General features: G+C 51.4%; 12 protein-coding genes and 1 tRNA gene. 12 read left to right on the top strand and 1 reads right to left on the bottom strand.

Annotated features, from left to right (window positions below; all coding sequences use genetic code 11):
* The first annotated feature begins 250 nt into the window (after positions 1-250).
* The 7 genes from BM040_RS20010 (at position 251) to BM040_RS19980 (ending at position 6491) form a co-directional block, all read left to right on the top strand.
* A complete protein-coding gene (locus BM040_RS20010; RefSeq protein WP_092105304.1) occupies positions 251-1474 on the top strand; it encodes a serpin family protein in 1224 nt (407 codons plus the stop codon).
* Between the two features lie 74 nt (positions 1475-1548).
* Positions 1549-2883 (top strand): dihydroorotase, encoded by a 1335-nt coding sequence (locus BM040_RS20005; RefSeq protein WP_092105302.1) that lies wholly within the window; start codon positions 1549-1551, stop codon positions 2881-2883.
* A 5-nt stretch (positions 2884-2888) separates the two neighbouring features.
* Positions 2889-3257 (top strand): DUF6980 family protein, encoded by a 369-nt coding sequence (locus BM040_RS20000; protein ID WP_092105300.1) that lies wholly within the window; start codon positions 2889-2891, stop codon positions 3255-3257.
* A 335-nt stretch (positions 3258-3592) separates the two neighbouring features.
* Positions 3593-3669: transfer RNA gene (locus BM040_RS19995), tRNA-His, on the top strand.
* Positions 3670-3810: 141 nt separating this feature from the next.
* Positions 3811-4734: a PfkB family carbohydrate kinase gene (locus tag BM040_RS19990; RefSeq protein WP_092105298.1), complete on the top strand. Its 924-nt coding sequence runs from the start codon at positions 3811-3813 to the stop codon at positions 4732-4734.
* Between the two features lie 185 nt (positions 4735-4919).
* On the top strand, positions 4920-5120 hold the full coding sequence (locus BM040_RS19985) for a hypothetical protein (protein WP_092105295.1): 201 nt from the start codon (positions 4920-4922) through the stop codon (positions 5118-5120).
* Between the two features lie 132 nt (positions 5121-5252).
* On the top strand, positions 5253-6491 hold the full coding sequence (locus tag BM040_RS19980; RefSeq protein WP_092105293.1) for an NAD(P)/FAD-dependent oxidoreductase: 1239 nt from the start codon (positions 5253-5255) through the stop codon (positions 6489-6491).
* A 337-nt stretch (positions 6492-6828) separates the two neighbouring features.
* On the opposite strand, the gene BM040_RS19975 is transcribed toward BM040_RS19980, so the two are convergent.
* Positions 6829-8544, bottom strand: a complete 1716-nt coding sequence (locus BM040_RS19975; protein ID WP_092105291.1) for a M61 family metallopeptidase — start codon at positions 8542-8544, stop codon at positions 6829-6831.
* Positions 8545-9327: 783 nt separating this feature from the next.
* Here BM040_RS19975 and rpmH point away from each other — a divergent pair.
* The 5 genes from rpmH (at position 9328) to BM040_RS19950 (ending at position 12984) form a co-directional block, all read left to right on the top strand.
* A complete protein-coding gene (gene rpmH, locus BM040_RS19970) occupies positions 9328-9489 on the top strand; it encodes a 50S ribosomal protein L34 (RefSeq protein ID WP_092105289.1) in 162 nt (53 codons plus the stop codon).
* 41 nt (positions 9490-9530) lie between these two features.
* The gene (locus BM040_RS19965; protein ID WP_092105287.1) at positions 9531-9938 is read left to right on the top strand and encodes a ribonuclease P protein component; all 408 of its coding nucleotides are present in this window, start codon (positions 9531-9533) and stop codon (positions 9936-9938) included.
* Positions 9939-9968: 30 nt separating this feature from the next.
* The gene (locus tag BM040_RS19960) at positions 9969-11618 is read left to right on the top strand and encodes a S41 family peptidase (RefSeq protein WP_092105285.1); all 1650 of its coding nucleotides are present in this window, start codon (positions 9969-9971) and stop codon (positions 11616-11618) included.
* 139 nt (positions 11619-11757) lie between these two features.
* Positions 11758-12453 (top strand): tRNA (adenosine(37)-N6)-threonylcarbamoyltransferase complex dimerization subunit type 1 TsaB, encoded by a 696-nt coding sequence (tsaB, locus tag BM040_RS19955; protein WP_092105283.1) that lies wholly within the window; start codon positions 11758-11760, stop codon positions 12451-12453.
* A gap of 15 nt (positions 12454-12468) precedes the next feature.
* Positions 12469-12984: a DUF2480 family protein gene (locus tag BM040_RS19950; RefSeq protein WP_092105281.1), complete on the top strand. Its 516-nt coding sequence runs from the start codon at positions 12469-12471 to the stop codon at positions 12982-12984.
* Positions 12985-13231 lie beyond the last annotated feature (247 nt).

Genomic DNA, 13231 nt, shown 5'->3' with positions numbered 1-13231 from the left:
TTTATGTCAGACGATAGGGTATAAGCCCGAACTCCCTCAGAAAGTTTATCCGGGCTTTTTAGCAGAGCATATCAGGCAATACTATGGCCCATTAGAAGTAAATGAACTTGGTGTCTGTGCTGTATGTGCGAGACACCTCCATCAGTAGCAGCTACTTCTCGTAGGCATACTTCCTAAGCTTTTGCAACCCTTTGCCGGCCATAAGGGTCATTGGGAAAAGGACTTATACGTTGCCCATAACGCCACTGTCATGAACAAGAACATGCTCCTGTTAAGTATAGCCACCGCGGCAGCCACACTATTCTCTGGTTGCCAGCAAGACGAAGTCGCGGACAATACGCCCAACGTACGTGCCCTGACGGTGCAGGAGCAGAAGACTGTGGAAAGCTCCAACGACTTCGCCTTTCGCGCCTTTGCCCAGCTCAGCGAGGAAGAGCAGGACAACGTGTTTATCTCGCCGCTAAGTATAAGTATGGCCTTAACCATGACCTACAACGGGGCCAATGGCGCTACCAAAGAGGCGATGCGGGAAACCTTGGGCTTTCAGCTGAACTCGGACGAAGACATCAACAAATCTTACAAAGAACTGGACGCGCTGCTGAAGGGAGTGGATAAGAAAGTGGTTTTTACCTCAGCCAACTCGCTTTGGCATAGAAATGACTTTAAACTGCAGGCCCCGTTCGCAGAAACAAACAAAACATACTTTAACGCCACGGTGAAAGGCCTGGATTTTGCCTCGCCAACCGCCAAAGACCAGATAAATAGCTGGGTTAAAAGCAACACCAACGGCAAGATTGAGAAAATTGTGGAGGAGGTAACTCCGCGGCATGTGCTGTTTCTGGTTAATGCGATTTACTTTAAAGGCACCTGGACCTACCCATTCGATAAAAAGCTGACGAAGCCCGGGCCGTTCCGCAAAGAAGACGGCAACACCATCACCCATGACTTCATGACAATGAAGAATGGCAAGTATTTATACTTTCAGGACCAGACAAAAGAAGTAATAGATCTGCCTTACGGAAACCAGCAGTATAGCATGACGATCGTGATGCCAAAGGCAGATCGCACGGTGCAGCAGGTGGTAGAGGAGCTGAGTGACGCAAACCTGAACAGTTGGTTATCCGCCGCGGATACCTCGAAGCTGGAGCTGCACATGCCAAAGTTTAAGCTGGAGTATGGCAAAAAGCTAAACCAGATGCTGGAGCAGCAGGGGATGGGCATTGCCTTTAGCCCGCAGGCAGACTTTAGCAGAATGCTGGAGGGGCAGGCAGGCTTGGCGATATCCGAAGTAATGCATAAAACCTTTGTGGAGGTGAACGAGGAAGGTACTGAGGCGGCTGCTGCAACATCTGTTGGCATGGTACTTACTTCCATCCCTTCTTCCATCCGCATCGACAGGCCGTTTGTTTTCCTTATCCGGGAGAAATCTTCCAACGCCATACTTTTCATTGGCAAGCTGATGCAGCCGGAATAGCCCACAAACCAATAGGATTTCTGCCGGAAACTAAGATAATGTGTTAATTTTGCCTAACACGTATCTTAGCAAGTATGAAATCTATCCTCATCAAGAACGCTCAACTCGTAAACGAAGGAAGTATAACCACGGCCGATGTGCTGGTGCAGAACGGCCGCATCGCGCAGATTGGCCAAAGTATAAGTGCCGACGCCGACCAAACCATCGACGCCACCGGTTTATACTTGCTGCCCGGCGTTATCGACGACCAGGTGCACTTCCGTGAGCCCGGCCTGACGCACAAGGCAAACATCGAAACGGAGGCCCGGGCGGCTGTGGCTGGTGGTACCACTTCGTTTATGGAGATGCCCAACACGGTGCCTAATACCGTGACGCAGGAGCTGCTGGAGGATAAGTATAAAATTGCGGCGGAGACCTCGCTGGCCAACTATTCCTTTTACATGGGAGCCACCAACGACAACCTGGCCGAGGTGCTGCTCACCAATCCCAACACCGTTTGCGGCATTAAAATCTTCATGGGCTCCTCTACAGGTAACATGCTGGTGGATAACGAGCAGACGCTGGAGCAGATTTTCTCCAGGGCCAAACTGCCGATTGCAGTGCATTGCGAGGACGAGCAAACCATCCGCGACAACATGGCGCTGTATGAGGCTAAGTACGGAGAGGACATCCCGGTGAAGTGCCATCCGGAAATCCGCAACGAGGCCGCTTGCTTTAAGTCGTCTTTCCTGGCCGTGAAGCTGGCCGAGAAGTATAACACCCGCCTGCACATTCTGCATATTTCCACGGAAGAGGAGCTGAAGCTGTTCCGCAACGACATTCCGCTGAAAGAGAAGCGCATCACCGCCGAAGTATGCGTGCATCACCTGTGGTTCGATAAGGAAGATTACGATACCTATGGCACCCAGATAAAGTGTAACCCGGCTGTAAAAGAGGCGCGCCACAAAGCAGGGTTGCTGAAAGGGCTGCTGGAGGATAAGCTCGACGTGATTGCCACCGACCATGCCCCGCACCTGTGGGAAGAGAAGCAGGGCAAGTATAAACAGGCGCCATCCGGGGTGCCGCTTGTGCAGCACTCGCTGCAGATGATGCTTGAGTTTGTAAAGCAGGGCAAGCTGATGTTGGAGAAGGTGGTGGAGAAGATGGCGCATGCACCGGCCATCCTGTTCAACGTGCGCGAGCGTGGCTACATCCGCGAAGGCTACTGGGCTGACCTGGTGCTGGTAGACCTGAACAAGCCTTACACCGTAACCAAAGAGAACACCTACTATAAATGCGGCTGGTCGCCGTTCGAGGGGCACACGTTTAGCTCCAGTATTACCCACACGCTGGTTTCCGGCCACCTGGCCTTTGCCAATGGTGAGTTTGACGAGAGCAAGAAAGGCGAACGAATGCTGTTCGACCGGTAGCAAGTATGGAACTGGAGAAGTTTAAAAAACTGCACGCCCGCTTTTTCGGGAAGGAGCTGCCGGAGGAGGTAACTGCTTCGGAGGAATATGAGGCGTATGTAGATGCCATCCACGAGGATGAGGCCTGCTACAACTGGGCCACCGCCGAAAAGCTAAAGGCCAACGGCTTCGACTACGAAAACTACTGCTGCCTGATGCTGGCCGACAAAGTATACCAGAGCTTGGACGAAGACGGCGATATAAAGTATGACGACCCGGACGTCATCATCAACAAGTGGGATGAAGGACTATACGGCATCCCGGTGCACGATGGCAGCGCTACCATGGTTGTGATTAATTACTGCCCGTGGTGCGGTACGAAGCTTAGCAGGTAAAAAAGTATGGCGCGAGCGTCCTCGCTCGTGCCGGACTATAGTTGGGCCTCCGGCCCGGTTATAGATAAAACATTATTCTCTGGTGTGAGCTGTCCGGCGGCCTCTGGCCGCTATGGTAAAAGTACAGCAACTATTCTTAGCGTGGCGGGACGCCACATGATACCCACACTCGCCAGAGGCGAGCGAGAGTATAGAATCAGATACATATTCATAAAAAATATACTTCTGATTTATAGCTTTTTGCGTTTCTGAGCTCTTTTTTGAGCTAAAAAATGCGCGCAGAGTATTGCATTGTCTGAAATGCTATGTATATTTGCACACTCAAACGAGACACGGTGGTTGTAGCTCAGTTGGTTAGAGCACCAGATTGTGATTCTGGGGGTCGTGGGTTCGAGCCCCATCTTCCACCCCAAGCCCTTGAAGCGAACCTTCAAGGGCTTTTTTTATTTAGACAAATTGCGAAGTGGCTGAGCTGCTAAATTTTTAGTAATAAGTACTTTTGTGGAGGCAGCTATTCAGCAATTAAACTGTGTAACAATCAACAATTAAAAATATGAGCTTAGTAGTAGTAGGTTCGATGGCGTTTGATGCGCTGGAGACTCCCTTCGGAAAAACAGATAAGATCGTGGGTGGTGCGGCCACTTATATTTCTCTGTCGTCGTCATACTTTGTAAAGCCGGTAAACGTGGTGTCGGTAGTGGGAGGTGACTTTGACCAGGACCACATCGCCCTGATGCACGAGCGTAACATCAGCACCGAAGGCGTGCAGGTAAAGGAGAACGAGAAATCCTTCTTCTGGTCGGGCCGCTACTTCAACGACATGAACAGCCGCGAAACGCTGGCCACCGAGCTCAACGTGCTGGGCGATTTCGACCCGATTATCCCCGACAGCTACCAGGGCTGCGAGTACCTGATGCTGGGCAACCTGGCGCCGCAGGTGCAGAAAACCGTAATCGAGCGCCTCAGCAGCCGTCCTAAACTCATTGTGATGGACACCATGAACTTCTGGATGGACATTGCCCTGGACGACCTGAAGGAAACCCTGAAACTGGTAGATGTGCTGTCGATTAACGACGAGGAGGCGCGCCAACTCAGCGGCGACTACTCATTGGTGAAAGCGGCCAAAAAAATCATGGCGATGGGGCCTAAGTTCCTCATCATCAAAAAAGGCGAACACGGCGCCCTGTTGTTCCACGAGGAGAAAGTGTTTTTTGCGCCAGCCCTTCCGCTGGAAGAAGTGTTTGACCCAACCGGAGCTGGCGACACGTTTGCGGGTGGCTTCATCGGTTACCTGGCCAGCACAAAAGACATCAGCTTCGAGAGCATGAAGCGCGCCGTAATTTATGGCTCGGCCATGGCCTCGTTCTGCGTGGAAAAATTCGGTACAGAGCGCCTCAAAAACCTTTCGCAGGAAGAGATTGACGCCCGTGTGCAGCAGTTCGTGAACCTGGTGGCGTTTGACACGGTGCTGCAGTAAGTATAACCAAGTATAAAGTATAAAAGGGAAGCTTCGGCTTCCCTTTTTCTTTTTAGATATAGTACAATTTTAATGCTCTTAAAAAGCCTGCAGGTGGCTTCTTAGCTTAAAGGCGCAGCAGCTAAGTGCAACAAAGTATAGTCCGATGCGGTAAACTATACCATACACTAAGAGAAAAACAAGCTATGAGCATCAAGAATGAGAATAAGAAGACGTTGGATGAGCTGAAGAAGAACAATCCAAATCAGGAAGACCCAAATAAACTGATGGGCAACATTGAGAAAAACCCGGTGCGCAGCGCACTGAACAAAGACGATACTAAAGTGCAGAACCCGAACCGCAACCTGGCAAAGGGCGGTAACAACACGCCATACGATAAAAAGTAAGGCGCCTTTCCAAGCAAAATAGACTATGAAAAACTAAGGAAGGGGAAGTCCTGTAACAGGGCTTCCCTTTTTTGTGTCCGGTTTGTGCCGGTTGGCTGCTTCTACTATCTTTAGCAGACCTTATACTTTCCCATGCACCAAACCGACATCTGTATACTTGGCGCAGGCCCTGCCGGAGCCACTGCCGCCCTTCACCTGGCCAACAAAGACATCCCGTCGCTTCTGCTCGATAAGGCCGTCTTTCCGCGCGACAAAGTATGCGGCGATGCGTTGAGCGGCAAAGTGGTCAACGAGCTGCGTCGTATTTCGCCAGGTTTGCCACAGCAGTTGGGCGAGTTGCAGGAGGCACTGCCTTCGTGGGGTATCCACTTTATCTCGCCGGGCGGGCATAAGCTGAGCGTGCCCTTCAAGTATAACTACCAACCTGAAAAGGACACACCAGCCGGGTACATTTCCAAACGTATTCATTTTGATGATTTTTTGGTGCAGCAGGTGCGGCAGCGGCCGGAAATCGAACTGCGGGAAAACCTGGAAATTACCAAGTATGAGCGCGTACCGAGAGGCGGATTTATACTTTCGGATAAACTTGGCAAGCCGCTGGTGCAGGCGAAGCTGCTGCTGGTGGCCAACGGGGCGCAATCGGGTTTTTCGCGGCATGTGGCAGGGCTGGAGCAGGAGCCGGAACACTACTGCGCGGGCCTGCGCGCCTACTACAAAGGCGTGGAAGGGATGGATGCCGATGGGTTTATAGAGCTGCACTTCTTCAAAGATTTTCTGCCGGGTTACTTCTGGATATTCCCCTTGCCGGGTGGCCATGCCAACGTGGGGGTGGGTATGCTGAGTAGCGCTGTGAGCCGCAAAAAAGTGAACCTGAAAAAGGAAATGCTGCGCATGATAGCGGAGCATCCCGAACTGCAGCGCCGCTTTGCCAAAGCCGAACTGGTAGATGAGATACGGGGCTTCGGATTGCCGCTCGGCTCCAGAAAGCGCACCCTCTCTGGCGACAACTACATGCTCCTGGGCGATGCCGGCGCGTTGATAGACCCTTTTACCGGCGAAGGCATCAGCAACGGCATGATAAGCGGCAGGTGGGCGGCAGCACAAGCGGAAAAGTGCCTGCAGCAGCAGGATTTCTCTGCCCAATTCATGCAGGGCTACGATAAAGCCGTTTATAATCGCCTCTGGAAAGAGCTCCGGCTAAGCCGCCAGATGCAAAAGCTGCTAAACTATCCCTGGCTTTTCGATAAAGTGGCCAGCAAGGCAAGTAAGAACCAAGCCCTGGCCGAGACCATCTCCTGCATGTTCAACGACCTAGACCTGCGCGAGCGCCTCCGTCAGCCCTCGTTCTATGCTAAGCTGCTTTTTAACTAGAGGGCAATCAATGCAAGTATAAATCATATCATATGCCTGCAGAGGTGGCTGGGGCGATCATACTTTTTTATTTTATCATCCTGAAAGGTTCTTGGCAGCAGGTAGCAAAAACATATTCTCCCCAGAGGTAGGTTCTTATGTTTTGGTAAACCGGCTCATTATGGCGCGAGCGTCCACACTCGTGACCGGCTATCGTTGAACCTCTGACCCAGTTGGATTGCAAATCTGACATTATAATGAGACACAGGTTGCAAACCCGCGCCAGCAAGTGAGATGTAGTCGCCTACGGATAATTCCCCTCTTGAGAGGGGTAGAGGTGGGTAAAGCATTATGCATCTTAAAACGCCTGCTTCAGCCACAATCTGAAGTTCTCCATTTCTTCCGCCGTCGCGTCCTGCCGTTTCTGCACCGTATACTTGCTGTAGTAGCTTTGGCCGTTGGGTTCCAGCCTTACCACGCGCAGCTGCTTCTCCCGGAACAAGGTTAGCTCCATTTCCTGTGGCTCCAGCGCCAGCAGCTGTTGCAGGTTGTTCTCCAGTTTGCGTCCGTTCAGGGCCACCAGTTCATCGTCTATACTTAAAAGCTCACTGGCCGGTGAGCCTGGGGCAATGGCAGTTACTTTTATACTTCCCTCAGAAGAAACCTTAAAGCCATACTTGCTCTCATAAATAAGCGGGTTCTGGTGTTCGGCCAGGGTGCAGCCTACATAGCGCAGGGCTTCGTCCAGGGCATGTTCAATAGGTTCAGTGCCGTGGATGTACCTGTCAAAGTATGGCTGAAACGACTGTGCTGCCACTTCCTCTACTAGGTTAGCGTAGTCCTGCTCCAAGTAGCCGATGTTCTTTTTGCCGAAACGCTCCCATAGCTCCCTCATCACCACATCCATACTTGCGCTGTTACCGGTAGCTTGGCGTAGCTGCAGGTCCAGGAGCAGGGCGGTGAGGGCGCCTTTGATGTAGATGGATACCTTGCGGTCGGGGATGCCCGGCTTGTAGCCGTCCAGCCACAAATCGAAGGAGGAGTCTGCAACGGAGAGGTTATGGCGGCTGTAGTCGGCGAAGTAGCGCTGCAGGGTGGTGTTGAGTTCTTCAAAGTATGCCTCAGCAGTAAAGAAGCCGCTGCGCGCCAGCATGTAATCGCCGTAGTAGGTAGTGATGCCTTCGGCTACATAACCTGTCTTGAAGTAATTCTCCTGCGCGAAGTTGTACGGCAGCATCTCGGCAGGGCGTATTTTCTTGATGTTCCAGGTATGGAAGAGCTCGTGCGAACTCACGCCCACAAACTCTTTGTACAAGGCCGGCGACATAAGCAGCTCGCCTGGCCCCAGCGTGATGACGGTAGAGTGGCTGTGCTCCACGCCGTGGTAATAGCGGTAAGGCAGAATCTGGTTCAGGTAATGGTACTCTTTTACCGGAAAATCGCCGAACACTTCTAACTGCTCTTTTGTAAACCCGATAAAGTCCTGCTTTATTTTCGCCCAGTCCGGCTGGCAGTCGCCCTGTATCCAGACGTGGAAAGTATAACCGCTTACCTCAAACGTTTCCCGCTTCAGGCTGTCGCTCGCAATAAAAGGACTGTCCACCAGCTCGTCAAAGGTTGCCGCCTGCAACGTATGCTTCTCCACTTCGGGCAGCCCGCAGGCAATCTGCCACTCTTCCGGCAGCTGCAGTTCTAGCTGGCATTCCTCTTGTTCGCGCCCTTCTACCGCCATCAGGCAGTTAATCGGGTTGAGGTAAAGCTGCTCCTCATCCAGCCACGAGCCACCGGCATCCATCTGGCGCGCAAAAAAGCTGTAGCGGATTTGTACCTCCGAGGCATCTCCGGCCTGCACCAGCCAACGGTCCTTGGTCACTTTCTCGATGGTGATACCTTCTCCGTCGGCAGAGGCTGTCACGGCCCGCAACTTTTGGGCAAACTGCTGCAACTCATACCGCCCAGGGCGCCAGGCGGGCAGTTGCAAGTATAGCTCCTGCTGCTGGTTACCTATTATCGTGATAGTGATATCCACAAAGTGCGTTAGCGGGTTCTGAAAGGAGAGGCGATAATGTATCATGATGCGTCAGGTTATACGTTCGTTTTGCAAAGCTATGTACGTGGATTGAAAAGTCGGAAGTTATTATTGGAAAGGAGTGGAATAGCTTTTGCAGTGCCGGGTCCAACCATCCCTCCTTAGCCAAGGAGGGGAGTTCTGTTCAAGTTGCATTAGCAGCAGCTATCGAATCTGTTCCCAGCCTTTGGGTTGAGCGCCTTGTGGATGTTGCGGTGCCGAACGAAGTGAGGCAGCCGGAGCAGCGCGGAGGCAGCTTCAGGCACGCCGCGCGATGCCCGAAGGTGAGCCCTCTCGGGCTTGAGAGCTCCATAGTCAGAGATGCAACTTTAGGTTTGTGGGAACTATAGGATGAACGGAAGCTGGTAAGAATAGCTTGTGTCAAGCTGCGGGAAGCGATAGCTAAAAGCGGCACAAGCGGACGCTTGCGCCAGAGACGTATAAAGTATAAATCGGCAAGTATAGAAAGTACAGCAAAAGTATAAGTATGGCTCTGCGAGCCAGTTGGGTTACAAACCCAACACCATAGTAGGTACGAGCTACAAACTCGCGCCAGCGACAAGGCTATAGGAGGCACAAACGGACGCTTGCACCAGAGAGTAATGTATAACTTAAGTATAAAGCATAGCCAAAGTATAAAACCGATCCGGCCACGCCTACCTGAATACCAGTTCTCTCAACACCAAAACACAGCGCTGTAGCATCTTTTTTTAAAATTTATGAACCAGACTTTGCGATTCATTAAAGGTTTACTAATTTTGCAGGCCATAATAAAACCATTGGCAGACGATGAAAAGAACATTCCAGCCTTCTCAGAGAAAAAGAAGAAACAAGCACGGTTTCAGATCTAGAATGGAAACCGCTAACGGTAGAAGAGTATTGGCCAGCAGAAGAGCCAAAGGCAGAAAGAGACTGACCGTTTCTAGCGACAAAAGACACAAGGCAGCTTAATTCCTGATGCAGGAATAGGCTTCGCTATTGCATAGCCGCTAATGAATACAGCTGCTACCAATGAGCCAGCCGGCCAGCCTTTAAACTATACATTTTCAAAAGAAGAACGCTTGTGCCAGAAGCGGCTTATCTCGCTGCTTTTCGCCAAGGGTTCTTCTTTTAATTTGTATCCGCTGCGGTTTGTGTACTACACGCCGCAGGACCTGCCGCCTGGGCAAACCCAGGTGCTCCTCTCCGTTTCAAAACGCTACTTTAAGCGCGCCGTAGACCGTAACCTGCTGAAGCGGCAGATGCGTGAGGCGTATCGCTTAAACAAGCACATTATCATCCAACAACCCGACCAGGCTCCCCGCCTGCTGGGCATCCTTTATATCGGGAAGGAAAAAAAATCTTTCCACTCTATCCAGAAAAAACTAATTTCAGGTTTGGCGCGTTTTGTAAGTAAATAGACTTACCTGCGTCTCCTATAGCCTGACATTATGCATAAGAAAACTATAACCGGCCTTTTCATCGGCGTTTTCGCCCTTGGCCTCTTTTCCTTTAAAACAGATTCCGAGCGATACTTTGAAATAGCCAAAAACCTGGATGTTTTTGCGACCCTTTTCAAAGAGGTAAACACGTACTATGTGGATGACGTGCCGCCTGCGCAGATGATGCGTACGGGCATTGATGCCATGCTCAAGTCGCTCGACCCCTATACTAACTATATTCCGGAGGATGATATTGAGGATTTCCGCACCATGACCACTGGGCAGTATGGCGGTATTGGTGCCGTTATCGGTAGCCGCGACGGGAAAGTGGTGGTGCAGATGCCCTACGAGAACTCTCCGGCGCACAAAGCAGGCCTGGCTATCGGCGACGAAATCCTGAAAGTAAATGGCGTGGATGTGCGGGGTAAGTCTACCGAAGAGGTGAGCAAGTTGCTGAAAGGGCAGGCCAACACCTCCGTTAAGCTGGAGATCCGCAGCTATGGGCAGAACAAGTCCAAGACCCTGGACCTGCTGCGCGAGAATATCATGGTAGAAAACGTGCCTTACTACGGCATGCTGGATGGCGAGATCGGCTACCTGCAACTTTCAGGCTTTACTGTGGATGCAGGCAAGGAGGTAAAGATGGCGGTGCAGAAGCTGAAGGAGAAAGGCGCCCAGAAAATTGTGCTGGACCTGCGCGACAACCCGGGCGGTTTGCTGCATGAGGCTGTGAACATCTCAAACATTTTTGTGGAGAAGGGCAAAGACATCGTAAGTACCAAGGGTAAGGTGGAGGAGTGGAACAAAACCTACAAAGCCCTGGATGAGCCGCTGGACCTGGAGATGCCGCTGGTGGTGCTGACCAGCTCACGAAGCGCGTCGGCTTCCGAGATTGTGGCCGGCGTGATGCAGGACTATGACCGCGCCGTGCTGGTAGGAGAGCGCACTTTTGGCAAAGGCCTGGTGCAGGTGACGCGCCCGCTGTCTTACAACTCCCAACTTAAAGTAACCACAGCTAAATATTATATCCCAAGTGGCCGCTGCATCCAGGCCATCGACTATGCCCACCGCAACGAGGACGGCAGTGTAGCGATGATACCTGATTCGCTGCGCGCGGCTTTTAAAACAGCAGCCGGCCGTGTGGTATACGATGGTGGTGGTGTTAGCCCTGATGTAGAGGTAGAACAACCGAACTTCTCCGAAATAATCCGGACCATAGCTGCCAAAGGCTATTTCTTCGACTATGCGAACAAGTATAAACTGGAGCACCCCAGCATTCCGGCAGCCACAGAGTTTAAGCTGACTGATGCAGAGTATAAAAAGTTTGTAGCCTACCTGGATGATAAAGACCTCTCCTACACAACTGCTATCGAGAGTGAGCTGGAGGATCTGGCTTCAAAAGCGAAGGAAGGGAAGCACTATGATGATATACAAGCTGAGTTAGCGGCCATCCGTAAGAAAGTATCGCACAACAAGGCCAACGACCTGATGCGTTTCCGCGCCGAGATTCAGGAGATGCTGGAGTCGGAGATAGCCTCCCGCTATTACCTGCAGAAAGGTTATATCGAGTCTTCTTTTGATGATGACCCGGATATCCTGGCAGCTGTGCAGGTGCTGAAGGATCCTGTAAAGTATAAATCATACCTGAAGGCTAATTAAATAAAAGTATAAAAACACAAGCAGGGGAGGGAGGCGCAGCAGTGCTTCCCTCTTTTGCTATACATAAGCTATACTTTTGGAAGCTTTACCAGTGTAACGTAATTTTGTGGTATCTTTCATACTATAACTATACTTGCCCATGCCGCTGTTGCTCGCGCTCGAAACCTCTACCACTGTCTGCTCCATCGCATTATATAAAGATCAGCAGTTGCTGGGGGCCTCTGAGCTGCAGATAGAGAAGTCGCACTCTTCCCACATCACCGTCATGGTGGCGCAGCTGGTCGAAAATTGCGGGTATACTTTGCAGGATCTAAGCGCAGTAGCGGTATCCGGCGGACCTGGTTCTTATACAGGCCTGCGTATCGGAACATCCACGGCCAAAGGTTTGTGCTTCTCGCTCAACATACCGCTGCTGGAGGTTTCGACCTTATATGGCTTGGCGGCACAAGTTATAGGTATGACGCCGAACCCGGAGCGTTACTTGTTCTGCCCCATGCTGGATGCGCGCCGGATGGAGGTTTATACTTGCCTGCTCACGCATGAGCTGCAGGAGGTGGAGCCGATAGCACCGGTGGTGCTGGATGAGCAGACTTTTAGGGCAAGGCTGGAGAAGCAACCAATCATCTTCTTCGGAAGCGGCGCTGCTAAGTATAAAAGTATAGTAAACACTGAGGCCAATGCCTTGTTTATAGAAGGCGTGCTCCCGAATGCCAAAACCATAGGAGCGTTGGCGCTGCCAAAGTATAAACAGCAGGCCTTTGAGGATGTAGCGTATTATGAACCCTTCTACCTGAAGGATGTTTATATAACAAGCCCGGGCAAGGGCGCAAAATAATTAGGAGGTATAACCATGTCAGAAGAGATCATAAACCGAGTGGCGCAAAGTGCGCTGGTAACCCTAAACCTGGAAGAGCTGATTCATCCGGGAGAGCGGGTAGTGTATGATATTAAGGATAACCTGTTTCAGGGACTGATCCTGCGCGAGAAGGATTTCCGTGCCTTCGTCAAAGATCATGACTGGTCGCAGTACGAAGGTAAGAACGTGGCTATCATCTGCTCAGTGGATGCCATCGTGCCGACCTGGGCGTATATGTTGCTGGCCACAAAACTGCAGAATTACGCCAACTACTATGTGTTCGGCAACCTGGAGGCGCTGGAGCAGGCGCTCTTCCTGGAGGCGATAGCCAAAATTGATATGGAGGAATACCGCGATGCGAAGGTGGTGGTAAAAGGATGTGGAAGCGCACCGGTACCTGCTTATGCTTATGTGGAGATCATGCGAAAGCTAGTTCCGGTGGCATCCAGCGTTATGTATGGAGAGCCGTGCAGCACCGTGCCGCTCTATAAAAAGCCGAGAAACGCATAGTTTAAAAAATATTTCCAGAAAAAAGGGGGCATGATGAACTTAATCATGCCCCCTTTATGTTACCCTTAAGCGTCCGGGAGAAATAGGGAAGAGAGAAAGGGGCGGGCTCCTTGAAAACTTTCCCCCTGACCTTGAGCTATTTCCGCTGTTGTGCCATCTTTTTTTAGGCGGGGCGTTTGCGTTTCGGGAAAGGTTTTCTACTTTTGCCCTCCCGTTCAGCAGGAGCGGGGCAGGGGATGAGGCGAAG

Source organism: Pontibacter chinhatensis, from assembly GCF_900113285.1.
In the GTDB taxonomy this organism is placed as follows: domain Bacteria; phylum Bacteroidota; class Bacteroidia; order Cytophagales; family Hymenobacteraceae; genus Pontibacter; species Pontibacter chinhatensis.
This window is presented reverse-complemented; position numbering and strand designations above follow the sequence as displayed.

Excerpts from the sequence above, each read along its gene's own strand:
- BM040_RS20010 (WP_092105304.1), top strand. The coding sequence starts at position 251 with ATGAACAAGAACATGCTCCTGTTAAGTATAGCCACCGCGGCAGCCACA.
- BM040_RS20005 (WP_092105302.1), top strand. The coding sequence starts at position 1,549 with ATGAAATCTATCCTCATCAAGAACGCTCAACTCGTAAACGAAGGAAGT.
- BM040_RS20000 (WP_092105300.1), top strand. The coding sequence starts at position 2,889 with ATGGAACTGGAGAAGTTTAAAAAACTGCACGCCCGCTTTTTCGGGAAG.
- BM040_RS19990 (WP_092105298.1), top strand. The coding sequence starts at position 3,811 with ATGAGCTTAGTAGTAGTAGGTTCGATGGCGTTTGATGCGCTGGAGACT.
- BM040_RS19985 (WP_092105295.1), top strand. The coding sequence starts at position 4,920 with ATGAGCATCAAGAATGAGAATAAGAAGACGTTGGATGAGCTGAAGAAG.
- BM040_RS19980 (WP_092105293.1), top strand. The coding sequence starts at position 5,253 with ATGCACCAAACCGACATCTGTATACTTGGCGCAGGCCCTGCCGGAGCC.
- BM040_RS19975 (WP_092105291.1), bottom strand. The coding sequence starts at position 8,544 with ATGATACATTATCGCCTCTCCTTTCAGAACCCGCTAACGCACTTTGTG.
- rpmH (WP_092105289.1), top strand. The coding sequence starts at position 9,328 with ATGAAAAGAACATTCCAGCCTTCTCAGAGAAAAAGAAGAAACAAGCAC.
- BM040_RS19965 (WP_092105287.1), top strand. The coding sequence starts at position 9,531 with ATGAATACAGCTGCTACCAATGAGCCAGCCGGCCAGCCTTTAAACTAT.
- BM040_RS19960 (WP_092105285.1), top strand. The coding sequence starts at position 9,969 with ATGCATAAGAAAACTATAACCGGCCTTTTCATCGGCGTTTTCGCCCTT.
- tsaB (WP_092105283.1), top strand. The coding sequence starts at position 11,758 with ATGCCGCTGTTGCTCGCGCTCGAAACCTCTACCACTGTCTGCTCCATC.
- BM040_RS19950 (WP_092105281.1), top strand. The coding sequence starts at position 12,469 with ATGTCAGAAGAGATCATAAACCGAGTGGCGCAAAGTGCGCTGGTAACC.